Source organism: Kribbella sp. NPDC058245 (assembly GCF_042882005.1).
Classification (GTDB): Bacteria; Actinomycetota; Actinomycetes; order Propionibacteriales; family Kribbellaceae; genus Kribbella.
This window is the reverse complement of the sequence record NZ_JBHVWY010000003.1, coordinates 424,018-447,065: the sequence shown is the minus strand read 5'-3', so window position 1 is coordinate 447,065 and position 23,048 is coordinate 424,018. Positions and strand designations below refer to the sequence as shown.

Here is a 23,048-nt window from a genome sequence, read left to right as displayed (position 1 = left end):
GGTCCGGAACCTAACCTCATGGGGGAGGGGATCCGGTACGGCGCGCCACTACGCTGGGTGAATGCGACGACTGCGCCGGTGGATTGCCTGGTGGCGCACGCATGCCCCGCGGATCCGCGACTTCCTCTATATGTTCTTCGGCCTGCTGACGATCGTCGCGCAGGCGAGCACCGGTGCCGCGGGCTGGGGAGTCAAGGACTCGGTCACCCTGGTCGCCGGCGTGATCGCTTCCGTCGCGTTGCTCTGGCGCCGCCGCTTCCCGGTCACCGTCACGGTGATCGGCGTGATCGCGATGGCGGTGTCGGGGATCTTCGTGCCCCTCGGGCTCGCCCTGCTGACGTTGGCGATCCGGCGCCGCGACATCGTCCTCGCGGTCCTGACGTTCCTCGGGTACATCGCGCTGGTCTTCAACAGCGGTCTGTTCGACGAAGCCTTCTGGGTGTCGGTGTTCACCGGCCCGTTCCTGATCGGGACCTGGGTGGCGATCGGCGCCTTCGTCGGCGCCCGCCGGGACCTGGTCGCCTCCTGGCAGGACCGAGCCGAGCGAGCGGAGGCCGAGCGTGAGTTGCGTGCCGAGCAGGCCCGGCTCGGCGAGCGAGCCCGGATCGCTCAGGAGATGCACGACGTACTGGCACACAAGGTGTCGCTCATCGCGCTGCACGCCGGTGGGCTGGAGGTGAACCCAGCGGTCGGCCCGGAGAAGATCGAGGGCTCGGCCCGGCTCATCCGGTTGACGGCTCGGCAGGCGATGGAGGATCTGCGCGAGGTTCTCGGCGTACTGCGGACCGATACGAGCGTGGCCGGGGCAGATCTGGCGCCGGTGCCGCATGCCGCGGATCTTGAGCAGCTGGTCGCGGAGTCGCGCGCTGCCGGGGTGAGCGTGACCAGCGACATCACGCTGGCGGACGACGTACCGCAGTCGATCGGGCGCACGATCTACCGGATCGTCCAGGAGTCGCTGACCAATGTGCACAAACATGCGCGGGGTGCGTCGACCGAGGTGCTGGTGACCGGGGGGCGCGGCGAAGGGGTGACGGTGAGGGTGACGAACCTGCGCCCGGTCGCGGCTGATTCACTGCTCCCAGGCGCCGGCGCCGGACTGGTCGGTCTGCGCGAGCGCGTCGTACTGGTCGGTGGCCGGCTCGAGACCGGCCCGACCTCGTCGGGTGGCTGGCGCGTCGAAGGCTGGTTGCCGTGGACGACGGGCCGGGAGAGCGAGACTGTCGAACCGGTGACAGTAGACGAAGGGGAACGATGACACGGCTGCTGATCGTGGATGACGAGGCGCTGGTCCGAGCCGGGTTGAAGATGATCCTGGAGTCCGACGAAGAGCTCGAGGTGGTGGCCGAGGCCGACGACGGCGCGGAGGCCGCCGCGATGGTGACCCGGCACCGGCCGGACGTCGTACTGATGGACATCCGGATGCCGCGGCTCGACGGGCTGGCCGCGACGCGCGCCGTACAGGCGCTGCCGGATCCGCCGAAGGTCGTCGTACTGACCACGTTCGATCTGGACGACTACGTGTTCCGGGCGTTGCAGGCCGGGGCGAGCGGGTTCCTGCTGAAGGACACCCCGCCGCGCGAGCTGGTGCAGGCGATCAAGGTGGTCGCTGCCGGGGACGCGATGCTGTCGCCGGCGGTGACGCGGCGGCTGATCGGTCACTACGCCAAGGACTCGCGCGCCGATCGGCGCCGGGTCGGGCAGGAGCGGGTCAGCAAGCTCACCGAGCGGGAGCGCGAGGTGCTGGTCGAGGTCGGCAGCGGGCTCCCGAACGCCGATATCGGCAAGAAGCTGTTCATGAGCGAGGCCACCGTGAAGGCGCACGTCTCCCGGACGCTGGTGAAACTGGATGCCACCAACCGGGTCCAGGCCGCGATCATCGCCTACGAGGCCGGGCTGCTCACCGACGACTGAGACAGAAAACAGAAAGAGCCGGCCGGGGATCGTCGGAGGGGTGGGGGTCGACGATCCCGCGGCCGGTCTCAGGTCAGCGCCTCTGGGGGGTTGAGGCGCTGACGGGGGAGGACCTGCCAGTCAGGTCAGACGCGGCCGTAGGCCACGCTCTTGGTCCAGATCTTGCCCTTGGCGATCGGCGTCCCCGGCTTCGAGGAGTGCCACAGCAGACCCTTACCGGCGTAGATGCCGACGTGGTAGACGCTGCCGCCACCGTTCTTGAAGAAGATCAGGTCGCCCGGCTTCGCGGCCTTGGCGCTGATGTGCGTGGTCGCGGCGTACTGCTGACGCGACGTACGCGGCATCTTCTTGCCGGCCTTGCTGTACACGTAACCGGTGTAGCCGGAGCAGTCGAAGCCACGGGTCGTCGTGCCGCCGTAGCGGTACGGCGTGCCCTTCAGCTTGGCGGCTTCCTTGAGCACCTTGGCGCGGAACATGTCGGCCTTGACGCCACCCTTGTTGCCGTAGAGCACCTTGTGCTTGGCGGCCCAGGTGAGGCGACCCCAGGTCGCGTGGTCGGTGGTTCCGCTGACCTTGATACCCCAGGAGAGCTGGAACTTCTTCAGGGCGGCGACGGTGGAGTTTCCGTAGTAACCGTCCGGGCCGAGCCGCAGCGCGCGCTGGACGAACTTCACGGTCGGACCGGAGTCACCCTTGCGCAGCAGCGGGCGGCTCTTGATGGTCGCGTGACCGCGAACCTGGGCCGCGCTGAGCGCCTTGGCCGAGGCGGGGGTCGGAGCGGCAGCGATGCTGACCAGGGCGCCGCCGCTGACGGCGAGACCCACGGACAGTACGGCGGCCGCGGCCCGCGGAGCTGCGGACCTGGAAGGCTTGCGGTGCTTCGGGAGAGTCCGGTTGGCGGCGGACTCGGTATGGCTGACGGCGCGCGAAAGCGGCGTCCGTCGGGCAGTGACGGGCATGGTTGTCTCCCGACGCCTACGGAGTTAGCTGTCGGGTTCGGGCTGGAAAACTTGCCCGGTCCGCTCCCGCGGACTTCACCCCAGGGTCTCGACCACTCACAGTCGAAACCCAATCTCCTGGGTCCCCCACCTCTGCCATGGTTGTTCGAGGGGAGCGCAGATGCCTGGCAGAGCTCGGCGTGACATCTGTGCAGTTCGTGTTATTTACCGAACCGCCGACGACTGTATAACAGAACGATCACGACGCAAACCCTCAGATCGACAGGGACCCTCCTAAAAGGCCCTCAGAGCCTCTCTGACGGATCAGGGAGTCCTGGTGAACACCAGGTGTCCTGAGCGCGTCTGAGCGTGCCGGAGGCGGCAAATGAGGGCTTTGGTGTGAGCTGGGTCACATCGCATAGTGGCTCTCTGTGACAACGGGCACAGTGCGTGCTCAGGCCCGCCTCAGTTCCTTGCGAGTTCAGGCTTTTTGGAGCAGCTGCTGGAAGCGCTCCAGGCCGACGTTCCCGCCGCTCAGGACCACTCCGACGCGCTCGGGCAACCCCTGGACTCGTCCAGCGAGCAGTGCCGCCAGTGCGCTGGCCCCGCTCGGCTCGAGGACGATCTTCAGTCGCTCGAACGCGAACGTCATCGCGGCCAGGATCTCCTCGTCGGTCACCAGTTCGAACGCCTCCACGAGCCGGCGGTTGATCGCGAACGTCAACTCGCCCGGTACGTCGATCGCCTGGCCGTCCGCAATCGTCCTCGGTACGTCGATGGTCACCCGCTCACCGGCAGCCAGCGACCGGGCGTGGTCGTCGCCCGCGGCGGGCTCGACCCCGATCATCCGGATCCCCGGCGACAGCATCGTCGCGGCCGTCGCGCAGCCGGCCATCAGCCCACCGCCGCCGACCGGGACCAGCAGCGCCCCGAGGTGCCCGACCTCCTCGATCAGCTCCAGCGCGACCGTCCCCTGCCCGGCCATCACGTCATAGTGTTCGTACGGCGGGATCAGCGTCAGCCCGCGGTCCGTGGCCAGCTCAGTCGCCAGCGCGGCCCGGTCCTCCTTGTAGCGGTCGTAGCTGACCACCTCTGCGCCGTACCCCTTGGCTGCCGCGACCTTGGTCGGCGGTGCGTCGGCCGGCATCAGGATGGTTGCTTTGGAGCCCGCGAGCCGCGCGGCCAGGGCCACCGCCTGTGCGTGGTTCCCCGACGAGTACGCCGTGACGCCGCGCTGGAGTTCATCGGGGGAGAGGCGGCTGACCGCGTTGTAGGCGCCGCGGAACTTGAACGCCCCGATGCGCTGGAAGTTCTCCGCCTTCAGGAACACCTGCGCCCCGACCCGCTCGTCCAGGGTCCGGGAGGTGAGTACCGGCGTACGGTGGGCGACGCCTGCGATCCGGTCCGCGGCGGCCTGGACATCTGTGAGACTCAGCTCGGGCATGGGGTGACGCTATCGCGATGTCAAAGTGATGCGATCGGCTCCGTACTCATCCTCGAGAGGGCCCGGACGGGCCTGCAGCTGAAGGAGACACCCGTGAAGTACCTAGTGGTCCTGAACATCAACCCCGACGTGTTGTCCGCGCTGTCCGAGACCGAGCAGCAGGCCATCTTCGACGGGCACGGGAAGTTCATGGCGACGATCCAGGAGACCGGTGAGTTCCACAGCACGGTCGCGCTGGCCGAGCCGGCGAAATCGTCGGTCGTGAAGGTCCGGGACGGCGTACCGGCGGTGACGGACGGGCCGTTCCTGGAGGCCAAGGAGTTCCTGGCCGGCTACTACCTGATCGACGTCGCCTCGCTCGAGCGCGCGCAGGAGCTGGCCGCGATGATCCCGGACGCCGGGATCGAGGGACTCGGGGTCGAGGTCCGCCCGGTCGTCCACGAGGTCGGCCTCTAAAGGCCTGGTGCAAGGCAGGGGGTTTCTCCACCGCCGTGGAGAAACCCCCTTGTTTTCTTGCTGTTTCAGTCGGTCTGGTCGTCGACGTTCGCCTCGGCGGCGTTCTTCTTGATCGACTCGATGCCGTTCAGTGCGCCGGCCTTGGTGCCGTAGCTCTCGCTGCTGGTCGCGATCACCTCGCCGTTGCCGGCCTTCAGCCGGAACCGGAACTCGCCGGACTTGTCCTTGTAGAGCTCGAACTTCCCCGCCATCGGTATACCTCCACCTGAATTGGTATGACTCCGTTGGCGAGCGTAGCGCCGTCAGCCCGCCGGTACCTCCCGCACCACGCCGGGCGGACCGTCCCAGCCCGGCCACGGCCCAGGCGCCGTACGGTCGGCGTCTGGTCGCTCCTCTTCCACTGTCTTGTACGGCGTCATCCCGCGCGCCGTGTAGTTGGCCAGCGCGGCAGGGCCGTCCAGCGTGTTCGTGTTCAACCAGACGCGGGTGATCGGGGCGACGTCTTCGTGGCGCTCGGCCAGCGTCCACGCCTGCCGGATGCCGACTGTCAGCAGGTGTCCGCCGAGTCCACGGCCGATGAAGCCTTTGAGCAGTCCGAAGTTCTCGATCTCGACTTCACTGCCCACTCCGCGCAGGGCGATGTACCCGGCAGGCACTCCGCCCACCCACGGCACATAGCTCTCGAAACCGGGTCTGCTCAGCCACTCCACCCACTGGTCCCAGTTCCAGCCGAGTTTGCCGAACCAGTGCCAGTGGCCGCCCACTGCGGTGTAGAGGTAGCGGGCGAACTCCGGAGAGACCTCCTCCACTGCTCTGATCTCTACTGGCTGTTCTTTGGCCGGTCTGAGCTCGTCCGGGCTGTGCTGTTCCAGGTAGGTCACAACGCTGAGGGCCAAGCTGCTACTCCTTGTTCAGGCTGCTACTTCTTCAAGACACCGCAGATGCCGGCGACGACCAGGTCGATCCCCAGCTCGTAGTACCGGGTGCTTGAGCTGTGGCAGACCAGTGCGTCCGCAGCGGCGGTGACCAGCGGGTACTTGTGGGGTGAGAGCGCACCGAGCGCGGCACGCTTCATCCGCAGTGAATCCTCACGCTTGACCGGGTCATTGTCCTCGCGGGTCAGCGGGTCGGTGGTCACCAGGCTGATCAGTGTGCAGACCGACTGCCGGCCGACCTCCGCCGCATCGTTCACGTCGAAGCCGCCCTCCGTGAGGATCTCCAGCAGTCGCTCGGAGATCTGGAGCCCGTCGTCCGAGACCAGCATCCGAAACAGCGTCAGGTCGGCCAGCCGTGGGTGCAGGCGGAGAGCTGTGACGAAGGCCGTCAGTACCGCGTGGAGCTGCTTGTCCCACGGCTCATCGGTCGGCTCGGGCAGCACCACATTCGCGATCAGACGGTCGCCGAGCGCGGCCAGCAGGTCGTCCTTGTCCTTGAAGTGCCGGTAGAGCGCCATCGGTGTGACGCCGTGCAGCTGCGCCAGCCGACGCAAGGTGACGGCAGCGGTGCCCTCCTCGTCAGCGAGGACGAGAGCGCTGTCGACAACCTTCTGCGGATCCAGGCGGCGGGGCGGTTCTTTCGCGGTCACGTTGACAAGTTTACACCGTAGACCTAACGTCTACCACGTACGCATACAGCGTATACATACGGCGTAGACTCTAGTGAGGTCGGCATGCGACGCAGTCCCTGGGCAACCCTGGCGGTCCTGGCCCTCGCCCAATTCATCGTGGTGCTCGACGTGACGATCGTGAACGTCGCACTACCCCACATCCAGGCGGATCTGAACTTCTCCACCGACTCCCTGCAGTGGGTGATCAACGCCTACACCCTGCTCTTCGGCGGCTTCCTGCTCCTCGGTGGCCGGATGGCCGACCTGCTCGGCCCGCGCCGGGTCTTCGTCGGCGGTCTGCTCCTCTTCGGCGTCACCTCGCTGGTGGCAGGGCTCTCCAACTCACCCGAGTTCCTGATCGGTGCCCGCGCCGTACAAGGTCTTGGTGGCGCACTGCTCTCGCCGGCAGCGCTCGCGATCCTCACCATGACCTTCGCGCACGGCCGCGAACGGAACATCGCCATGGGCGTCTGGGGCGGCCTGGCGGGTCTCGGCGGCACGCTCGGTGTGGTCGCGGGCGGCGTACTGGTCGATTCACTCAGCTGGCAGTGGGTCTTCTTCGTCAACGTGCCGATCGTGATCGCACTGGTCGCTCTGATCCCCGTCTTCGTGCCGGACGTGCGTCACCACGTCGGTGCGCGCACTTTCGACACCCTGGGCGCACTGCTCGGTACGGCGGGACTCATGGCGATCGTGTACGGCGTCGTACGGTCGGAGCCTCGTGGGTGGGGATCGTTCGAGGTCATCGGCGTACTGACCGCCGGTGTGGTGATGATGGTGGCCTTCGTGATCGTGGAGCGCCGGTCTGCGGCTCCGCTGGTTCCGCTGCGGCTCTTCCGGTCCCGGGCGTTGAGTGTGTCCGGTGCGTCGCTGTCACTGAACGGCGCTGCGTTCCTGTCGATGTTCTTCCTGACTGCTATCTACCTGCAGCAGGTCCGCGGTGACAGCGCACTCGAGGCAGGTGTGCACTTCCTGCCCATGGGCGGTGCTGCGATCCTCGGTGCGGTCGTCGCGTCGCAGATGGTGCAGCGAATCGGCACTCGGACCGTTCAGCTCGCCGGAGCCGTTCTGAGCGTCGCTGCACTGCTCTGGCTCTCGCAGGCCGACGCCACTGGCAGCTACGCGACCCAGCTCCTGCCTGGCCTTATTTTGTTCGGCTTTGGCATCATCGCGGTCGGAGTGCCTGGTCAGATCACCGCAGTCTCCGAGGTCCGTCCCGCCGAGGCCGGTGCGGCGTCTGGTGTCGTGAATGCCATGTACCAGGTAGGTGGCGCGCTCGGCCTGGCCATCGTCACTACGCTCTCGATCAGCCACACCACCAGCGAACTGGCTCACGGCGCCACACAACAACACGCCCTCGAAGCCGGCTTCTCCCGCGGCCTGCTCGTGGCCGCTCTCTTCTCCGTGGCTAACGTCTTCCTGACCCTGGCCAGCCCACAGCTCCAGCCCACCGCAGAGCAGTTGACCGAAGCAACAGCCGCAGCCTGATCTGCTCTCCCGACGCCCCGGTGCCTCGTGCGCCGGGGCGTCTCGTTCGTCATGATCGAACCCATGCACTGGCCCAACTGCCGCAACGTCCGCGACCTAGCCGGCCTCCCCATCGACGGCGGCGGCACAGTTCGCCCCGGAGCCCTCCTCCGTAGCGACAACCTCGACCAGCTGACCCCGGAAGGCCTCGCCGCTGTCGACGCCCTCGGCATCGCCCGGATCATCGACGTCCGCGACGTCTGGGAGACCCAGTCCTATCCCTCGCCGTACCGAGCCGACCCCCGCTGGTTCAACGTCCCCCTGAACGACCCAGCCGATCCTGCACTTGATGACGAGGACCTCTTGGTCCAGTACCTCGCCCTTCTGGACAACTACCCCCACCGCTTCGCCAAGGCCCTCACCGCGATCGCCGAAGCCCCACCCGGCCCAGTCCTGGTGCACTGCCACGCCGGCCGCGATCGCACTGGCCTGGTCATCGCGCTCACGCTCGCGGCCATCGGCGTACCGGCTGACGCCATCGCCAAGGACTACGCCACCGCGCCAGCGGACTGGGAGCACGACCAACCCCTGGCGGCGACCATGCACGCCGTCCTGTCTGCCCGCCTTCCGGCCCTACCCCCAACTGTCCTTGCTGGGTTGAAGAATCGGCTCAGTACCGAACCAGCCCACCAATCGCCACCGGCGGCAGATGCCCACTAGCCGGCCGCTGTGTCGCCAGCCCGACACCAACATCGACCACCACTGACCGGTCCAACGCCGGGATCTCCGCAACCGGCGTCCACACCGCCTCCGCCGTCTCCCCATTGGCCTCCGGGCGCACCACCCCACCAACAACCCGCACCCCGTAAAACACCCCCACGTTCTGATGGACCTCCCCACGCCTGGCCTCGTGCGCCGGAATCACCCGCGAGTCCACCCCCAACAACTGCTCCACCACCCCCTGGAGCCCCGTCTCTTCCTCTAGTTCCCGCACCACCGCCACCACCGGATCCTCCGCGAACTCCACCTGCCCACCCGGCAGAGTCCACCAAGTCCCCTCCCCACCAGGCGACACATACCGAGCCAGCAAAACCCGCCCGTCAACCCGACAAACCCCATAAGCCGCCAACCGAAAACTCATCCCCCCAACCTAGCCGTGCACGTGCCTCAGCCCGCCCAGGTGACGTCGAAGATCCTGATCAGCTCTCGGTCGTCATCGACGTAGAAAGACAGCAGGCCGACGCTGCCGAAAACGCTCTGACGGAAGGCGGGTTCGGTCTGATCCGGCATCTGTGCATCCCACGGCGCACGAACCAACTCGGCAACATGTTCGACCAGCGCATCGAAGACTGCCGGTGGAATCCCCTGGAGCTGTGCCAATGCCGCCGCGTGAAACTCCACGCGGTAGTTCACCGTCCGTCGGACCAGCCCGGTATCACTTGCTCCGCTGGGACGAACTCCTCGGACCGACCGTCGCGAGCCGCCTTGCGAGCATGTTCGTACCCCGGGTTGGAGTAGGCAATCGCCCGCAACCGCCAAAGATGCAGCACGTCCCGCAGTTGCTGGAACCGCCACACTTCGTGCGCGGCGTCGAGAGCTCCGTGGTAGTCGGCCAGAAACTGCTCGTGCCACTCCGCGGGCAGCACCCGGAGAATCTCCGAGGGATCCTCGGGTCCTCCACTCAGCGGCTCAGCGGTCATGCCCCAAGGCTACTCCGACCACCGCAGCTGGACTCAAGTTATCCACACCCGCCCACTATCGTGCCGCCATGTCCTCGCGTCCGCTGCTGTTCCTCGACGTTGACGGCCCGCTGATCCCGTTCGGCGGTACGGACTACCCGACGTACTCCCAGTCGACTGACGGGAACCCGCTGCTCGGCCGAATCAACCCGGCCCTCGGACCTCGCCTGTCAGCTCTCGGTTGTGCCCTGGTCTGGGCGACGACCTGGACAACCGGCGCCAACGACCACCTCTCCCCAAGGCTCGGTCTGCCCGACCTCCCCGTCGTCGACTGGCCCGACCCCTCCGACGACGACCCCATCGGCATCCACTGGAAGACGCCCACCCTCGTCGCCTGGGCCGCCGGTCGACCGTTCATCTGGCTCGATGACGAGGTCACCGACCGGGATCGCAGCTGGGTTCGCGCCAACCACGCGGCCCCAGCGCTCCTCCACACCGTCGATCCGACTCGCGGTCTCACCGACGAAGACTTCGCCGTACTGAGCCGCTGGCTTTGAACCTCTCGCGGACGAGGATGCGGGTATGACGCGGTGGGTGTTCGACGGGATCGGGTTGCCGGCTGGCGAGTCTTTGCGGGTCGAGGTGGGGAGCGGGGCGGCGGAGGTGTTGCCGGGGCGGTTCGCGTTGCCGGGGTTGGTGGATTCGCATTGCCATCTGACGGTGGGGGTTCGGGAGCGCAAGCCGGTCTCGCTGGATGAGGCGGCCGCTCGCGCCATGTTGGCGGTACTCGGGCAGGCGGGAGTTCGCGCCGTACGGGATGTGGGTGGGAACCGTTCGATCACGCTCAAGCTCGCGACCGACCCCGAGGACGGTCGCCCGGTTGTGCTTGCCGCTGGGCGGTTCTTCGCACCGGAAGCGTCGTACTTCGCCGGCATCTACGAGCCCGTCCCCGCCGAGAGCCTGGTCGCCGCGGTCGAGGCCGAGCTCGACGCCGGCGCCACGTGGATCAAGCTGGTCGCCGACTTCCCGCCGGTCGGTCCCGACGGTCCGATTCCGGGAAGCGCAATGACGCCCAACTACGAGATGAGCGCTGTCGAGGACGTGATCGCGACCGCCCACGCTCGCGGTGCGCGGGTCGCGGCACATGTTCAGACCGGGCTGGTCAGCGAACTCATCCGCGCCGGCATCGACTCGGTCGAACACGGCGAGGTCATCACCGCCGACGATCTCAAGACACTCGGCGCGCGCGGTGGCGGCTGGACGCCGACGCTGTCCGCCTACGGCCCGCCCGACCCCAACGCCACCCCACAACAGGCCGAACGGCGTCGCGCCCGCACCGAACACATGACCGAGATGCTCCCGCTCGCCGGCCAGTACGGCGTACACGTGCTGACCGGCTCCGACATGGTCGGTACCGTCGCCGGCGAGGTCGATCAACTCGTCCGCCACGGCCTGACCGTCGCCCAGGCCCTCGAAGCGGCCACCACCTCCGCTGCTGGCTTCCTCGGCCTCACCGCCACCGACGACCTCGTCACGTACGACGCCGATCCCCGCGAGCACCCCGACATCCTCGCTACCCCAACCGCCGTCGTACTCCGCGGCCACCGCATCCGCTGACCGCCGAACGAGGATGAAGCGGTCGACGCACAGATCCGCGCGATCGTGTCGCTCCAGAACCCCGAAGGCGTTCGCGTTCCCGACTTCCTGCTGCATATCGACGGCGAAGCGGCCTGGTGGCGCTGGAGCGACCAACCCCTCGAGCCCTGACGGACCGCCAGCACCGACTAACTGTGCGCGGCTCGTCCGGTTCACGCTCAGCCCGGTCTCGCCAACCGGCCGATCGATGAGTTGATCAGTGCTGCAGGTCTGCCGTGGCTGTTGGTCCGTGAGTGCAAGACTGGTGATTACATCGTTACGTCGCGCTGGAAGGGGATGGCCGATGAGTCTTCGTCAGTACGAGTACGCCCTGGCGGTTGCTGAGGAGGGGTCGGTGACGGCGGCGGCGGAGCGGTTGCATGTCGCGCAGCCGTCGGTGTCGCAGCAGATTCGCGGGCTGGAGCGGGAGCTCGGTGTGAAGCTCTTCGCCCGTACGCCGTCCGGCCTCGTACCGACCGTGGTCGGCCGCGCGTTCTTGCGGGAGGCTCAGGTCGCGGTGAGCGCATCGCGCCGTGCCAGAGCGACGGCCCGGGCTGGTGCCGAGGAGTTGGTGGGCGAGCTGGTGGTCGCCGTACAGCTGGGGTTCGGCACTCGGCAACTGCCAGGCGCCCTGAGCGCGCTGCGGCGGCGCTTCCCGCGGCTCGAGGTCACCGTTTTCGAGGAGCAGAGTTCAGCTGAGCTGGAGCGACTGTGCGCCCGCGGCGTACTCGACCTCGCCCTGATGGCCGCCTGCGACCGAAGCCCGGCCGACGCCCATCACCTCGGCGTCGAGGAGTTCGTCGTCGTACTGACCCCCGGCCACGCGGAGCTCGCCGAGGATCGGGTCGAGTTGCGTGACCTGAAAGCCGAACCCTGGCTGCGATTCGACCGCGACAGCGCGCTGGACGCCGTACTGAAGAACGCCCTGCGAGACAACGGCTTGGCCCCCACCACGGCGGCCCGGGTCTCCCAAACCTCGACCGCCGTGCGTTGGGCTGCTCACGGGCTGGGCGTCACGCTCGTCCCCGCGTCGGCGGTGCCGGACGGTCACGAGCATCTCGTTCGCCCTGTCTCGCCGACCGTCACGCAGCCGGTCATCGCCGTACTGCGCCAGGACGCCGGCCCCGCCGAGTCGGCCCTCCTCGAACTCCTCCGCCAAGAGACCTGGCCGCTAGAAGATGTTGCCTCCGGCATCGACATGGAGCGTGGTTCCGTTGACATAGCTGGCGCGAGGCGAAGCTAGGAAGTAGATCGCCTCGGCCATCTCCGCCGACTGCGCCGTCCGCTGAAGTCCCAGCTGCTTGGCAAAACCCTCGTTGCCATCCGGTCCCAACTCGGCCACCACACCTTCGGTCCGAGTCGGACCGGGCGCCACGCTATTCACCCGTACGCCGCCCTCCGCGAACTCGGCCGCCCAGGTTCGCGTCAGCGATCCCAACGCAGCCTTGGATGCGCTGTACGCCGATGTGCCGGCAAACGCCTTGTGCGCTGCAAGCGAGGTGACGTTGACGATGCTGCCCGCACCTTGCGCGAGCATGTGCGGTACCAGCGCCGCAACCAGGAAGAACGCACCGCGCACGTTCGTGTCGAAGATCCGTTCATAATCCGCAACGCTCTGCTCGACCGTCATCGCAGTCGGGAAGGCGCCGGCGTTGTTGACCAGAATGTCGACCGGCCCGCTCTGCCGGCTCAGCTCAGCAACCGACTCCAGGTCGGCCAAGTCCGCCGGTACGAAGCGAGCCTGGGCTGAGCGTGCAGCCTCCTCACCACGCCGTCCGTCGCGCCCGCTGATGATCACCTCAGCCCCCGCCTTCGCCAGCAACCGCGCTGTCGCCAGCCCGATCCCAGAAGTCCCGCCGGTGACCAATGCCGTCTTTCCCTGCAATTCCATTGTCAGTGTCCTTTCTTCCGCCGGGAATTCAGCGCCGGGGATATTCGCCGCCGTCGACGACGAGATTGCTCCCGGTCAACCAGCCGGCCCGCTCGGACAGCAGAAACAGCACTGCATTCGCAATGTCGTCGGGCTGCCCATCACGCCCGAGTGGCGGCAACGCGGAAACGTCATGCCCCGCCGCAGACTCCAGACCCGCCCACAACTCACGCGTCGCCTCACCACCCGGCGTAGCAACCCGACCCGGCGTCACGACATTGACCCGAACCCCGTCCGCCGCAACCTCCAAAGCCAATCCCCGGCTGTACGTCTCCAACGCCGCCTTCGCCGCCACGTAATGCAGAAACGGCCCCACCGGCGTCAGCACTGCGGCCGACGAAACATGCACGATCGCCCCAGACCGCCGTACCCGCATCCCCGGTACCAGCAACGAATCCAGCCGCACCGAGGCCAAGTAGTTCAAGTCCAGCGCGTCCTGCCACTCCTCATCAGGAATAGCCGCACTGTCCTCGAACGGCCGCGCCCCACCCACGTTGTGCACCACCAGATCCACCCCACCAAACCGCTCACCCACAGCAGCCGCAACAACCTCAGCCCCCGCCCGCCCCCGCACATCGGCCGCCACCAACCCAACCCCCTCCGGTACGACGCCCTCCGCCGACCGCGCCGTAGCCAAAACCTCCGCACCCCCCGCCACCAAGGCCCTGACCACCGCAGCCCCGATCCCCCGAGTCCCACCCGTCACCACAGCGCGCTTCCCCGCAAATTCCTGCATTGTCCCGACCTCTCGTTTTCCGGTGCTCTCCATTTCAAGCTAGGCTCGGAAAACGACCCCCACAAAGACCAAATTGCAGCAGCCCCCATAGGCGATCCCTATACCCGCGGCGAGGAGTTCATCGCAGCGAGGACGACTGGTGTGTCACCTGGACGCCAATCGTCAGGTGAGGCGCTTCTCGAACTCCGCCTCGATCCGGAAACGACCGTTGACCTCGATCTTCTGTGGATGAAGGGGGCCTCGGTAGCCCAATCGCAGGTAGAAGTCTCGGGCCGAGCGATTCTCGGTGAACACCCACAGGCGTAGTACTTGTGCTCCCGACGCCGCCGCCGTCGCCTCGAGAGCCGAGACCAGAACCTCCCCGACCCCGCGGCGGCGAACATCCGGCGCGACCCACATTGCCTCTAGATGCATGTCGTCGTTGTGCTCCGGGCTGCGGGTGAGCTTCGCAAGGCCGACGGCCTCGCCATCCAGCCTGGCCACGAACCAGGCATGCCGCTCGAGTTCGCCGCGCCACTGCTTCTCGCCGAAGCCACGCTCGGCCGATTCGTCACCGAGGAACGCGGCAGCCGAATCTGTCAGTGCGGACAACCGCACGTCCCGAGCGGTCTGCCAGTCATCCGCTTCCAGGCGGAAGACAGAGATCTGCCTATGAAACCCTTGCAGCTCCACAACCGGGACCCCTCCGTCCGAGCGCGCGGGAGCACGGAGTCTAGCTGCGCTGTGCGAGCTGCCTCAAGGGGAGCGAATCGTTCAAACGTTCGCCGTAGCCACAGGAGATCCAGTTGGTCAGTCTGAGCTCCGACAAGGCGTTGCGGTCGTTGGCCACTGGGCTCAGGCGCTTGAGGCCTTGCTGCCAACCGCGGGTGTCCTGCAGCCACGCCGTGAGATACGCAACGCACGAGTCGGCGGTGATGCCCGATGCCTGCTTCGCAGCCCTACGCAGCGACTCCTCGGCGCTTGCCACCTCGGGATCGAAGCGCTCGAGTGCCAGTTTGTCCAAGGTCTCCTGAATCATCTCCAGGCGGACGTCCCTGAAAGCGCTCCAGTAGCTCGATTTGGCGGCAAGTGCCATCTGCTCGTCGAAGCCCCACCCTGTCGTGCTCTCGAACAAGGCGTAGAGACCTTCGGCGAGGAGGTCACCGAATTCTTCACGAGCCGCGCGCTCAGGATCGGCGTACGGCAGGTAGTCGGCCTGCCGGACCTCCCCGGCCTTCGGCAGGTTGCCGTCCGCGGCGCGACGGGCGAAGAAGAACCAGTCCTCGTTGTAGATGTCGGGGAAGAACGACAACTCCGGATGTTTGAGGTCTACGCCGAGCACGGCTCCGCCGACGAAGATGTCCTGATCGAAGCCGGCGAGCCGCCGGGCATGGCAGACCACCGAGTTGTCCGGGAATTTCCGAGTGGTCATGGAGGCGATCGGGTGCCGGTCGAGCAGACTCGTGAGGCGGCCGACATCCGCCGGCCGGAGCTGGCTGATGTCGTCGTCGACGAAGAGGAGCTTGTTCCAGCCTCGAAGCTTCCCGAGCAGAAGGCCGAGATTGCGCTTCAGGCTGAGGTCACTGCATCGACCGGCCGACGCTTCCTGGAAGGCCGCGGATGAGGTCAGCTGTGAGGGTCCCGGCAACTCGTAGCCGATGGGTACTTCGACGACCAGCGCGCGAGCTCCATGGGTCTTGTCCACGCGCTCGGCTACCTGCGCCACATTCGCCTGCCGACTGCACAGGACAACCAATGGAACGGACAGGGTCGCCGACAGATCGATGATGTTCTGCAGAGCTGACGAAGGACGTGCGGCCGGTACGACGATCGCGTCCAGCCTGCTGCGGCTCACGGGTACGGCGGAGGTGGACACATCGCTCAGCAAATTTGCGTGCGAAGGCCGATGACCGATCTGTCGGCTCACGCAGCGGCCTCATCACTGGGCGACCATTCGTAGAGAACGTTGTGCGGGATCTCCAGATCGGGCGACATCGCCTCACCGTTGAGCAGCGGAACCCTCATGAGGATGGCGAATGATCCTCCGGGGAATCGGCCGGCGAGATAGGCCTCATTGCGATCCCGTACGGCGGTGTCCGTGAGCGCACGGACTGCGCCGAGGACCCCTCGGCTGTAGACCCCGCTGCAGACGGTCAGCGTCCGCGCGTGGTTCAGGGGATTAGGCACTCGCACCAAGAAGGCCACGTCCTCGATCAGGCCGCGCCGTCGACCGTCGCGCCAAACATCCTCGGTCTGTTCCGCGGTGATTTCGTCCTTCGACGGAACATTCACCGAGATCCGCTCGTACTCGCTCCATTGCGGCCGGAATTCCTGCCCGTCGGGCGATCTGAAGACCTCGCCGTTGAGAAGGTCAGGAACCTCGACCTGCTGAATAGGCAGATCGAGCTGGAACTGCTGCAGTTGGTGGGCGACGCCGTTCCAGCCAATACCGCCGAGCACGATCAAGTGGCCGGTCAAGTCGGGGCCCGTGGCTTCGTTAGGCAATTTGTGCGTCAGGTCGGTCAGCTCAGGATTGCAGGCCCGGAGGTGGCCCCACAACTCGATAAGGGCGTCGACGTCGGCGTAGCGGTACATACGGGTGTAGTTGGGATTTGCTTCGTCTGCCAAGGGCGAGAGAAGGGCGGCGGGTGCTTCTGAGCAGATGGCCGTGACTGGGCCCGTCTCGAAGGTCCAGAGGCCGGCGCCGGCATTCGCCGTACCGGGCTTGCTTCGAGCCGCCTCGCGGAGCGCGATCAGCTCGCGGTGGAGCGAGGTGAACTTCTCTCGCTCGGAGGCGTTCAGATCCTGCTCGCGAGGCAGTTGCGGAGCGGCTTCGGCTGAGTGGTCCCGCGCGCAGAAGAGGGCGTAGGACCGCAGCCGATCGGCGGGCGGCAGCTTTGGGTCCGAGGAGTTCTCCCAGGAGCTGATCGCCGACACCGAGATCCCCTTGGGGCCGCCCAGCGCGTGCGCCAGCCTCGCCTGGGTCAGCCGCTGCGACCTTCGGAGGGCGCGCAGCCGCTCGGCGAGTTCTGCCGCTGGCGAGGGGGCCAAGTTCACTCCCGGGAGGGTCAGTGTCCGCTGATGGATTCGGTCACCCTCTCACCGGATTACACCGAAGTACAAGTGAAGTTCAAGTAGACACGCTCTGGCATCCACCTCGAGAACGGCGACACGGCCAAGCTGCTACTGCCATGCCCACATCGTGATCCGTCCGTGACCTATTCAGACTCTACCCAGGCTCAGAAGGAAGAAATCCACAAATCTACTGATTCCACTGTGTATCTAGGTGCAGGCACGGGTAAAACACTGGCAGGAAGACAAGCAAAGGACAGGAGTTCGACACGATCCCAGCCGGCTCGATGACCGAGGTAGGTGCCACCATGAGCAGCGTCCCGACTGTTGTGCAGATGCTCACCGCGACGCCATCGCCCTTCGTGGGCGTTCGGCCTGACCTCGCTGATCGTGGGCGAGGACACTTGGTCATTCGGAGCCACGCCGGTGTCCGGCGTGCTGATCCCTCAGTGCCATGAACAGCGTGATCGAGGCCCTGGAGCTGGGGAACTGGCGGAAGGCTTCGCGCATCCTTCATGACACTGAACTGGCCGATCCGTATCTGGCGATTGTGCTGATGACGGTGGCCAGGGCGATGTCCTATCGGGCGGTCGGCGAGCACAGTTTGGCCTGGACGACGCTGGGGCGTGCGGCGGTGCTGATGCTTCGGCGGCATCCGGGGCTGCCGTGCCTCGCGGTCAACGACACCGGCGCGGTGGACGACGTACCGGCTTGGCCTGGTGAGGTTGAGCGTCTGGCTCTGCCGGTCCGGCTGGCTCGGGGTGGTGAGGGGGATCTGCTCTTTCGGTCGGTTCGGCTGATCTGGCGGGAGCAGCAGGAGCTGAGCGATCTGTTTCGGCGGATTGATCAGCGGCCGGCCGAGCTGACTCCGGCCACGCACATCCTGGTACTCGCGTTCGTGGAGTACCTCTGCTGGGTGCGTCACGACGCCGGGACCTGGACGAGAGGGACGCCGATCGACGACGAGGCCGCGGACATCGAGCGGCGGATCGACGCCCTGAGTGACGGGCTTCGGACGGCGTTTCTGCGGAGCGCGACGGATCTGCGCCGTTTGCGCTATCCGGACGCCGGGAAGATGTCACTCATGGTCTGGAGTGGTGGTGGGACCTACAACGGATTGCAGAGGTTGGCGATCCTCGAGTTGGCCCGCCGCCCGGAACCGCCGTGGGGCGGCTCCGCGAAACTGGTGGACTGTCCGGCCCGATCGAGTTCCGTCAACGCCTGGCAATTCGCCCGGACCGCTTGATGCAGTCGTTTTTACGCGGCCTTTACTGGCTATCTCATCGGATCTACCCTTGAGGATCCGAATTCCATGCATCGTCAGCCCACCCAGGTCGTTGACATCATCAACAACCGGCGACAGCGCGCGGAGGAGGAACCTCGATGATCGCAGTCCTGACCGTGCCTGCGACCGGGCAGCGCCTGCCCGAGGTTCGCCTTGCCGAAGGGCGGCCGGCTGACTTGATCCGTACGACGCCGCTCGGGTCCGGCGTCAGTGTCGAGGTCGACCTGGCTGATCCGGGCCGATGGCGTTCTGTCACGGTCGACGGATGGGATGACGCCGACCGGAATCTCCTGGAAGCCGTTGTAGGACAGGAAAGTCTGCGGCAGCTCGGCGATCTCCGAGACGGGTTGGCCTTGACTGGCGGCCCGAGCCTGCAGGCCGACGTACAGGTCGGGGCTGCGCAATCCGGACCGTGGCGAAGGCTTGCGGTGATCGATGCGCTGGACTGGTGGTTGCAGGTGCCGCTGGATCAGGCGTTGCTCGACGCGGAGCGCGCGGTCGTGCGTGCTCGGGCTGCGCGGACCTTGCGATCAAGAGCGCTGCGGGAGCACCGCACCGGGCAGGCGTTGGTGCTGGCGCGGCGCTCGGCCGACGACCTCTCGACCTATCTGACCGAGTTGGCGAGCTCCGCGACGTCCTTGCCGCGCGCCCTGTTCTCCGGCCTGTCCCGGGTTGCGAACGGGTACGCAGGCCTGGCCAGCCAGGTGATCGGCGGGCCCGATGAGTGCCTCGATGCCGTTGCTGAAGCGTGGAGCCGGCTCAAGCTCGCCGTACCGGTTGTAGGAATCCTCAAGCGTTCTGAGCCGTCGTACCAGTTGTTGCCAGACAGTGCGGCGCTGAGCAGCTCGGTCGATCCTCGGCAGGTGCGCGCTCGTGTCGTCGGCACGGACGTGCAGGCTCGCGAGGTCCAGATGGTCGAGTCCCGAGAAGGATCGACGGTTCGCGTGGTGGTGCCCGCTTTTGGATCGCGAGTGCCGTCAGTGCTCGCGGACCAGTTGATGGTGCGGCTGGTCGACAGACGATCCGGTACGGCGCACGAGGCGCTCCGACTGAAGTTGCGACTGGGCCGGGATGCCGAGCGCCTCGGGATGCGGACGCCGGTCTTCACGCAAGACATTCCGTTGCGGGGCGCATCGGTCGAGGATGTGCGTGCCGACGTCTTCGATCCGGTTCATGAGACGGCGCCGGCTTTGACGGATACCGATGACGAGCTGGTACGGCGGCGCCGAGCGCAGTTCGTACTGGGTGAATGGCGCCGGGCTATGGTCGAGATTCGCCTGTCCAGGCAGGCGAAAACGCGGAATGGCCGGCTGGCACGCCTTACCGGCGTACTGGATGCGGCCGTGCCGGATGCCGACGAGCCGGTGTTCCTCGGTGGTCCGACGCGCAGCGAGATTGCCCGGTACGTCGAGGCTGCGCCGGGGACCGTGCATCCGTGGTTCACCAGCACTCGTGGGGCCGGCGAGCCGTTGGTGGCGGAGCTTGCGGCGGTACACCAAGCCCGATGAGATGTCGTCACGACATCGGAATTCGACTGGCTGAGCGCAGGGGCTGAAAGTCGTCAGTAGGGACGTCCGTGATCAGAGACGGACGTTGCTCCTGACGATGGGAGTAGAGCGATGGCCGTCCGCCGACTGAACGCTTTGAGCACCGCACGCAAACCGGTATTGGTACGCCCGAGGGTGGGCGCTGAGATCCAGCAGAAGGCAGTTGCCTTGCGAGAGGTCGAGGCGCGCGTCTCGGCGCGGCCGTCCATCATGTACTGGTTCCTGATGGTCAGCGACCTGGCGACAGCGATCTGGATGCACACGGTCGGACCGTGGCTGGATCACACGTCGAAGTTCACCGCGACCGGGACTCTTGGCGGTCACCACCTGATCCTGCAGATCATCGCGCTGACGGGCTTCCTGATGCTTGCAGCACTCGCCGTCTGCACCGACAACTTCACTCAGACCACGCCGAGGCTGGCACTGCTCAGAAATCTGGCCTGCATCATCTCGGTCGTCGCGCTGACCGGCATGCTGGCCCTTCTTCTGACGACGCTACTCAGCCGCGTCCTCTTCGGCCACCTACGGCCTTAGACATAGCTGTGTGAGCGGGCGAGGTCGGTGACGAGATGAGGGTTCCCGTCCTCGGCGATTCGTCGGACCAGTTCCTTTGCCCGCTCGGTCCCACCATCGGCGACCCAATCCAGCTCGGGTTGGGTGATGCCGACGAGTTGAATGAAGTCGACGCGGCCGTGGACGGTATCGATGCCGCCGACCTCCGGGTCAGAAACCGTTATATAGCTCGTTAATCGGGTATCGGTGTGCAGTGCCTGGCCCCGGCCGTTGACGAACTGGAACGGTTCGAACCAAGCCTTTGCGGTGTAGGTGTAGCGGCCGAGGTTGCTCATCGAGTTGATCGCCCAGATGCAGTCGTCCGGACCGTCGGCCCGGACCTTCATCGTCATCTCGTAACCCCAGCCGCTGAAGTCACCGCCGTACGACTCAGGATCGACGTACAGGGTGGACATCCCGTACGTCAGCAGGTGCTGGTAGCCGTTCGGGCTGGGGAAGATGCTGTACCCGTCGATGTACTCCTGACCCCCGAAGATCGCCCGCGCCTCAAACGGAGCGCCCTTGTGGGGCGGCGTAACACCCGGGTAGAGGGCATCGAACGCCGCATCGACAGCGAGCCACCCGGGCGCCCAATCAGTCTCGGCAGCGGCCCGGGCGACGTACTCGTCCTTGGTCATCATCAGCCGATCATGGCAGCGCCCCGGGGGCAGGTTCGTGCATCGTCGTACTGATGAATGATCTGTGCTTCTCCTAGACTCAGCGGAATGGATTATGAGGCGTTGAACGCCGAGGTCTTGGCCCTGTCGGACAGTCTGCGGAGCGCGGACGAGGCGACGGTGGCCGCGGAGGTTCAGCGGTTGACGGCGTTGGCCGCGCAGATCCCCGACGACTTCTCGCGGATGCGGGCGATGGCTCGGGTGGCGAAACTCCCCGAACTGATCTCGGGTCCCGCAGTGGGGCAGAGCGAGCAGTACGAGAAGGCGACGCACCTCGTCGGGACCGCCATGAGTGCGGACGGTACGACGGAAGAGCGCATCGCGGTGGCCGAGCGGGTGGCCAGTGAGATCGCGGAGCTTGCCGCGGCCGCACCGCCGCGGGAGTCCGGAACCATCCTGCGAATGAACTCTTCGGTGGCGCGCTTGATCCAGGAACTCCGCGAGCAGTCGCAGGAGGGCTGACATGTCGGGACCGTTCGGCCCCGAACTGCCGCCGTCGTCACCGGAGTACCAGTGGGTCAAATCGGTCATCACCGCGGTGGAACGCCGTACCGGATCGTGGAGCCGATGGAACGGCAAGGTCTACGAGGAGCCCGATCCGCGCTACCTCGGTACGGCGCACCCGGACGGCTCGATGACGGTGAGCCCGAAGAATGTACTCGACCCGATCAGGATGGCGTACACCTCCGGACGGGCGTTCACCTCCAACGAGGCCTTCCACATCCGTGATGCTGCGGCGACGGTGACGCACGAGGCCGTGCATCTGTCGTCGCACTTCGGGGACGACACGGTGCCGGACAGCCATCCGCCCCATGACAAGGCGAGCCGGGCGATCGAGGAGGGATTGGCCGAGTATTGGACGCACCGGCACCTCGACGATGTCACGGTCGACGTCGGACTCGCACAGACCGCTCCCGCGATCCTCAACGAGAGCACGGGGAACTCGTACCCCGCGTACATGGCCGCAACGGCCGAACTGACCCGCGGTATCGGCGAACGCACAGGCCGAACCAGCGATGAAGTCGCCGGCGCCTTGATCGCCACCGACCGCGCCCAGCGGTGGAACGCCGCCGCCGACATGCTCATCGACGCCAAACTCGCGCAGCTGCCACCCGCCGACCGCGCCGCCGTTCGCGAACAACTGATCGACGGCGTCCGCGACGAGTTCGCCCCACTGGTCGACACCACCAACAACCGCTCCATCCCAGCCGCCGACCAACAGATCGCCGGTACCGAAGCCGCCACCCGAGCCCTCGACCACCTGGACGACCAACTAACCACCCTCGAAAACACCTACAACCCCCCAGAAACCACCCCCGAACCCGAGCCGGAGACCGAACCGGAAACGGAGCCGGAGTCCGAGCCCGAGTCTGAGCCGGAGTCCGAGCCCGAACCGGAAACGGAGCCGGAGCCGGAGACAGAGCCGGAGACCGAGACCGAGCCGGAGACCGAACCGGAAACGGAGCCGGAGCCGGAGACAGAGCCCGAGTCTGAGTCTGAGCCGGAGTCCGAGCCGGAGTCCGAGCCCGAGTCTGAACCCGAGTCCGAACCCGAACTGGAAACGGAGCCGGAGCCGGAGACAGAGCCCGAGACCGAGACCGAACCGGAAACGGAGCCGGAGACAGAGCCGGAGACAGAGCCGGAGACAGAGCCCGAGTCTGAGTCTGAGCCGGAGTCCGAGCCGGAGACAGAGCCCGAGTCTGAACCCGAGTCCGAACCCGAACTGGAAACGGAGCCGGAGACAGAGCCCGAGTCTGAGCCGGAGTCCGAGCCCGAACTGGAAACGGAGCCGGAGACAGAGCCCGAGTCTGAGCCGGAGTCCGAGCCCGAAGCGGAAACGGAGCCGGAAACGGAGCCCGAGTCTGAGCCGGAGTCCGAGCCCGAAGCGGAAACGGAGCCGGAAACGGAGCCCGAGTCTGAGCCGGAGTCCGAACCCCAGTCCGAACCGGAAACGGAGCCGGAGACCGAGTCCGAACCGGAAACGGAGCCGGAGACCGAGCCGGACGCTGGGGATGATGCGCGGGTGGCGGAGGCGATGGAGTCGGAGGGGAGTGGTGGGTACGACGGCGGCTACGACGGAGGCGGGTATGAGGCCTCGTCCGGCGGTGACATCGAACGCGACTGACCAGCA

General features: G+C 66.6%; 27 protein-coding genes and 1 riboswitch. Of the genes, 13 read left to right on the top strand and 14 right to left on the bottom strand.

Going from position 1 to position 23,048, the window contains the following annotated elements:
- The first annotated feature begins 61 nt into the window (after positions 1-61).
- Both ACFVWG_RS08625 and ACFVWG_RS08620 read left to right on the top strand, forming a co-directional pair.
- Entirely contained in the window at positions 62-1,258 is a 1,197-nt protein-coding gene (locus ACFVWG_RS08625) for a sensor histidine kinase (protein ID WP_391542548.1), read from the top strand.
- Positions 1,255-1,914, top strand: a complete 660-nt coding sequence (locus ACFVWG_RS08620) for a response regulator (protein ID WP_391542547.1) — start codon at positions 1,255-1,257, stop codon at positions 1,912-1,914. Before ACFVWG_RS08625 ends, ACFVWG_RS08620 begins: the two co-directional genes overlap by 4 nt.
- Before the next feature lie 125 nt (positions 1,915-2,039).
- Here ACFVWG_RS08620 and ACFVWG_RS08615 read toward each other — a convergent pair whose 3' ends face one another.
- Together ACFVWG_RS08615 and ACFVWG_RS08610 are read right to left on the bottom strand one after the other, a co-directional pair.
- The gene (locus ACFVWG_RS08615) at positions 2,040-2,873 is read right to left on the bottom strand and encodes a C40 family peptidase (RefSeq protein ID WP_391542546.1); all 834 of its coding nucleotides are present in this window, start codon (positions 2,871-2,873) and stop codon (positions 2,040-2,042) included.
- Positions 2,873-3,063: riboswitch (cyclic di-AMP (ydaO/yuaA leader) on the bottom strand. It overlaps the preceding gene by 1 nt.
- A gap of 270 nt (positions 3,064-3,333) precedes the next feature.
- Positions 3,334-4,296, bottom strand: coding sequence for a pyridoxal-phosphate dependent enzyme (locus tag ACFVWG_RS08610; protein WP_391542545.1), 963 nt, complete (start codon positions 4,294-4,296; stop codon positions 3,334-3,336).
- Positions 4,297-4,389: 93 nt separating this feature from the next.
- Here ACFVWG_RS08610 and ACFVWG_RS08605 point away from each other — a divergent pair, with 93 nt between their 5' ends.
- Entirely contained in the window at positions 4,390-4,752 is a 363-nt protein-coding gene (locus ACFVWG_RS08605) for a YciI family protein (RefSeq protein ID WP_391542544.1), read from the top strand.
- 65 nt (positions 4,753-4,817) lie between these two features.
- Here ACFVWG_RS08605 and ACFVWG_RS08600 read toward each other — a convergent pair whose 3' ends face one another.
- Genes ACFVWG_RS08600 through ACFVWG_RS08590 form a run of 3 tightly spaced genes read right to left on the bottom strand, consistent with a single transcriptional unit; the run spans position 4,818 to position 6,337 of the window.
- Positions 4,818-5,003 carry a YegP family protein gene (locus ACFVWG_RS08600; RefSeq protein WP_132216636.1) on the bottom strand — a complete coding sequence of 62 codons (186 nt, stop codon included), beginning with the start codon at positions 5,001-5,003 and terminating at the stop codon, positions 4,818-4,820.
- Positions 5,004-5,054: 51 nt separating this feature from the next.
- Positions 5,055-5,648 (bottom strand): GNAT family N-acetyltransferase, encoded by a 594-nt coding sequence (locus ACFVWG_RS08595; RefSeq protein ID WP_391542543.1) that lies wholly within the window; start codon positions 5,646-5,648, stop codon positions 5,055-5,057.
- Between the two features lie 23 nt (positions 5,649-5,671).
- Entirely contained in the window at positions 5,672-6,337 is a 666-nt protein-coding gene (locus ACFVWG_RS08590) for a TetR/AcrR family transcriptional regulator (protein WP_391542542.1), read from the bottom strand.
- An 84-nt stretch (positions 6,338-6,421) separates the two neighbouring features.
- Between ACFVWG_RS08590 and ACFVWG_RS08585 the strand changes: the two genes are divergently transcribed.
- Both ACFVWG_RS08585 and ACFVWG_RS08580 read left to right on the top strand, forming a co-directional pair.
- Positions 6,422-7,846, top strand: coding sequence for a DHA2 family efflux MFS transporter permease subunit (locus ACFVWG_RS08585; protein WP_391542541.1), 1,425 nt, complete (start codon positions 6,422-6,424; stop codon positions 7,844-7,846).
- 63 nt (positions 7,847-7,909) lie between these two features.
- A complete protein-coding gene (locus ACFVWG_RS08580) occupies positions 7,910-8,545 on the top strand; it encodes a tyrosine-protein phosphatase (RefSeq protein WP_391542540.1) in 636 nt (211 codons plus the stop codon).
- On the opposite strand, the gene ACFVWG_RS08575 is transcribed toward ACFVWG_RS08580, so the two are convergent.
- The 3 genes from ACFVWG_RS08575 to ACFVWG_RS08565 are packed head-to-tail and all read right to left on the bottom strand — an operon-like array spanning position 8,496 to position 9,525.
- The gene (locus ACFVWG_RS08575; protein WP_391542539.1) at positions 8,496-8,966 is read right to left on the bottom strand and encodes an NUDIX hydrolase; all 471 of its coding nucleotides are present in this window, start codon (positions 8,964-8,966) and stop codon (positions 8,496-8,498) included. The two genes, ACFVWG_RS08580 and ACFVWG_RS08575, sit on opposite strands and share 50 nt — an antisense overlap.
- Positions 8,967-8,992: 26 nt before the next feature.
- On the bottom strand, positions 8,993-9,238 hold the full coding sequence (locus tag ACFVWG_RS08570) for a type II toxin-antitoxin system RelE/ParE family toxin (protein WP_391542538.1): 246 nt from the start codon (positions 9,236-9,238) through the stop codon (positions 8,993-8,995).
- Positions 9,235-9,525: a DUF6247 family protein gene (locus ACFVWG_RS08565; protein WP_391542537.1), complete on the bottom strand. Its 291-nt coding sequence runs from the start codon at positions 9,523-9,525 to the stop codon at positions 9,235-9,237. The genes ACFVWG_RS08570 and ACFVWG_RS08565 overlap by 4 nt, the downstream gene beginning before the upstream one ends.
- A 68-nt stretch (positions 9,526-9,593) precedes the next feature.
- Here ACFVWG_RS08565 and ACFVWG_RS08560 point away from each other — a divergent pair, with 68 nt between their 5' ends.
- The 3 genes from ACFVWG_RS08560 (at position 9,594) to ACFVWG_RS08550 (ending at position 12,382) form a co-directional block, all read left to right on the top strand.
- The gene (locus ACFVWG_RS08560; protein WP_391542536.1) at positions 9,594-10,061 is read left to right on the top strand and encodes an HAD domain-containing protein; all 468 of its coding nucleotides are present in this window, start codon (positions 9,594-9,596) and stop codon (positions 10,059-10,061) included.
- 25 nt (positions 10,062-10,086) lie between these two features.
- Positions 10,087-11,121 (top strand): amidohydrolase family protein, encoded by a 1,035-nt coding sequence (locus ACFVWG_RS08555; RefSeq protein WP_391542535.1) that lies wholly within the window; start codon positions 10,087-10,089, stop codon positions 11,119-11,121.
- Positions 11,122-11,443: 322 nt separating this feature from the next.
- A complete protein-coding gene (locus tag ACFVWG_RS08550; RefSeq protein WP_391542534.1) occupies positions 11,444-12,382 on the top strand; it encodes a LysR family transcriptional regulator in 939 nt (312 codons plus the stop codon).
- Here ACFVWG_RS08550 and ACFVWG_RS08545 read toward each other — a convergent pair.
- The 5 genes from ACFVWG_RS08545 to ACFVWG_RS08525 all read right to left on the bottom strand — a co-directional run bounded on the left by ACFVWG_RS08545 (position 12,311) and on the right by ACFVWG_RS08525 (position 16,841).
- Positions 12,311-13,030 (bottom strand): SDR family NAD(P)-dependent oxidoreductase, encoded by a 720-nt coding sequence (locus tag ACFVWG_RS08545; protein WP_391542533.1) that lies wholly within the window; start codon positions 13,028-13,030, stop codon positions 12,311-12,313. The two genes, ACFVWG_RS08550 and ACFVWG_RS08545, sit on opposite strands and share 72 nt — an antisense overlap.
- A 28-nt stretch (positions 13,031-13,058) precedes the next feature.
- Positions 13,059-13,805, bottom strand: coding sequence for an oxidoreductase (locus ACFVWG_RS08540; RefSeq protein ID WP_391542532.1), 747 nt, complete (start codon positions 13,803-13,805; stop codon positions 13,059-13,061).
- Positions 13,806-13,967: 162 nt separating this feature from the next.
- Positions 13,968-14,477 (bottom strand): GNAT family N-acetyltransferase, encoded by a 510-nt coding sequence (locus tag ACFVWG_RS08535; protein ID WP_391542531.1) that lies wholly within the window; start codon positions 14,475-14,477, stop codon positions 13,968-13,970.
- Positions 14,478-14,517: 40 nt separating this feature from the next.
- Positions 14,518-15,639: a hypothetical protein gene (locus tag ACFVWG_RS08530; protein ID WP_391542530.1), complete on the bottom strand. Its 1,122-nt coding sequence runs from the start codon at positions 15,637-15,639 to the stop codon at positions 14,518-14,520.
- 68 nt (positions 15,640-15,707) lie between these two features.
- Positions 15,708-16,841 (bottom strand): helix-turn-helix domain-containing protein, encoded by a 1,134-nt coding sequence (locus ACFVWG_RS08525; RefSeq protein WP_391542529.1) that lies wholly within the window; start codon positions 16,839-16,841, stop codon positions 15,708-15,710.
- 469 nt (positions 16,842-17,310) lie between these two features.
- On the opposite strand from ACFVWG_RS08525, the gene ACFVWG_RS08520 reads away from it, so the two are divergent.
- The 3 genes from ACFVWG_RS08520 (at position 17,311) to ACFVWG_RS08510 (ending at position 20,222) form a co-directional block, all read left to right on the top strand.
- Entirely contained in the window at positions 17,311-18,102 is a 792-nt protein-coding gene (locus ACFVWG_RS08520) for a hypothetical protein (protein WP_391542528.1), read from the top strand.
- A 137-nt stretch (positions 18,103-18,239) separates the two neighbouring features.
- Complete coding sequence (locus tag ACFVWG_RS08515; RefSeq protein WP_391542527.1) at positions 18,240-19,649, top strand: hypothetical protein; 1,410 nt, start codon at positions 18,240-18,242, stop codon at positions 19,647-19,649.
- 174 nt (positions 19,650-19,823) lie between these two features.
- Entirely contained in the window at positions 19,824-20,222 is a 399-nt protein-coding gene (locus ACFVWG_RS08510) for a hypothetical protein (protein WP_391542526.1), read from the top strand.
- Here ACFVWG_RS08510 and ACFVWG_RS08505 read toward each other — a convergent pair.
- On the bottom strand, positions 20,219-20,881 hold the full coding sequence (locus tag ACFVWG_RS08505) for a suppressor of fused domain protein (RefSeq protein WP_391542525.1): 663 nt from the start codon (positions 20,879-20,881) through the stop codon (positions 20,219-20,221). The two genes, ACFVWG_RS08510 and ACFVWG_RS08505, sit on opposite strands and share 4 nt — an antisense overlap.
- An 84-nt stretch (positions 20,882-20,965) precedes the next feature.
- Between ACFVWG_RS08505 and ACFVWG_RS08500 the strand changes: the two genes are divergently transcribed.
- The gene (locus ACFVWG_RS08500) at positions 20,966-21,379 is read left to right on the top strand and encodes a hypothetical protein (RefSeq protein ID WP_391542524.1); all 414 of its coding nucleotides are present in this window, start codon (positions 20,966-20,968) and stop codon (positions 21,377-21,379) included.
- 1 nt (position 21,380) lies between these two features.
- The gene (locus ACFVWG_RS08495) at positions 21,381-23,042 is read left to right on the top strand and encodes a hypothetical protein (RefSeq protein ID WP_391542523.1); all 1,662 of its coding nucleotides are present in this window, start codon (positions 21,381-21,383) and stop codon (positions 23,040-23,042) included.
- Positions 23,043-23,048 lie beyond the last annotated feature (6 nt).

Bases quoted from the DNA above. Each gene is read 5' to 3' on its own strand.
- ACFVWG_RS08625 (WP_391542548.1), top strand. From the start codon at position 62: ATGCGACGACTGCGCCGGTGGATTGCCTGGTGGCGCACGCATGCCCCG.
- ACFVWG_RS08620 (WP_391542547.1), top strand. From the start codon at position 1,255: ATGACACGGCTGCTGATCGTGGATGACGAGGCGCTGGTCCGAGCCGGG.
- ACFVWG_RS08615 (WP_391542546.1), bottom strand. From the start codon at position 2,873: ATGCCCGTCACTGCCCGACGGACGCCGCTTTCGCGCGCCGTCAGCCAT.
- ACFVWG_RS08610 (WP_391542545.1), bottom strand. From the start codon at position 4,296: ATGCCCGAGCTGAGTCTCACAGATGTCCAGGCCGCCGCGGACCGGATC.
- ACFVWG_RS08600 (WP_132216636.1), bottom strand. From the start codon at position 5,003: ATGGCGGGGAAGTTCGAGCTCTACAAGGACAAGTCCGGCGAGTTCCGG.
- ACFVWG_RS08585 (WP_391542541.1), top strand. From the start codon at position 6,422: ATGCGACGCAGTCCCTGGGCAACCCTGGCGGTCCTGGCCCTCGCCCAA.
- ACFVWG_RS08580 (WP_391542540.1), top strand. From the start codon at position 7,910: ATGCACTGGCCCAACTGCCGCAACGTCCGCGACCTAGCCGGCCTCCCC.
- ACFVWG_RS08575 (WP_391542539.1), bottom strand. From the start codon at position 8,966: ATGAGTTTTCGGTTGGCGGCTTATGGGGTTTGTCGGGTTGACGGGCGG.
- ACFVWG_RS08565 (WP_391542537.1), bottom strand. From the start codon at position 9,525: ATGACCGCTGAGCCGCTGAGTGGAGGACCCGAGGATCCCTCGGAGATT.
- ACFVWG_RS08560 (WP_391542536.1), top strand. From the start codon at position 9,594: ATGTCCTCGCGTCCGCTGCTGTTCCTCGACGTTGACGGCCCGCTGATC.
- ACFVWG_RS08555 (WP_391542535.1), top strand. From the start codon at position 10,087: ATGACGCGGTGGGTGTTCGACGGGATCGGGTTGCCGGCTGGCGAGTCT.
- ACFVWG_RS08550 (WP_391542534.1), top strand. From the start codon at position 11,444: ATGAGTCTTCGTCAGTACGAGTACGCCCTGGCGGTTGCTGAGGAGGGG.
- ACFVWG_RS08545 (WP_391542533.1), bottom strand. From the start codon at position 13,030: ATGGAATTGCAGGGAAAGACGGCATTGGTCACCGGCGGGACTTCTGGG.
- ACFVWG_RS08540 (WP_391542532.1), bottom strand. From the start codon at position 13,805: ATGCAGGAATTTGCGGGGAAGCGCGCTGTGGTGACGGGTGGGACTCGG.
- ACFVWG_RS08520 (WP_391542528.1), top strand. From the start codon at position 17,311: ATGAACAGCGTGATCGAGGCCCTGGAGCTGGGGAACTGGCGGAAGGCT.
- ACFVWG_RS08515 (WP_391542527.1), top strand. From the start codon at position 18,240: ATGATCGCAGTCCTGACCGTGCCTGCGACCGGGCAGCGCCTGCCCGAG.
- ACFVWG_RS08505 (WP_391542525.1), bottom strand. From the start codon at position 20,881: ATGATGACCAAGGACGAGTACGTCGCCCGGGCCGCTGCCGAGACTGAT.
- ACFVWG_RS08500 (WP_391542524.1), top strand. From the start codon at position 20,966: ATGGATTATGAGGCGTTGAACGCCGAGGTCTTGGCCCTGTCGGACAGT.
- ACFVWG_RS08495 (WP_391542523.1), top strand. From the start codon at position 21,381: ATGTCGGGACCGTTCGGCCCCGAACTGCCGCCGTCGTCACCGGAGTAC.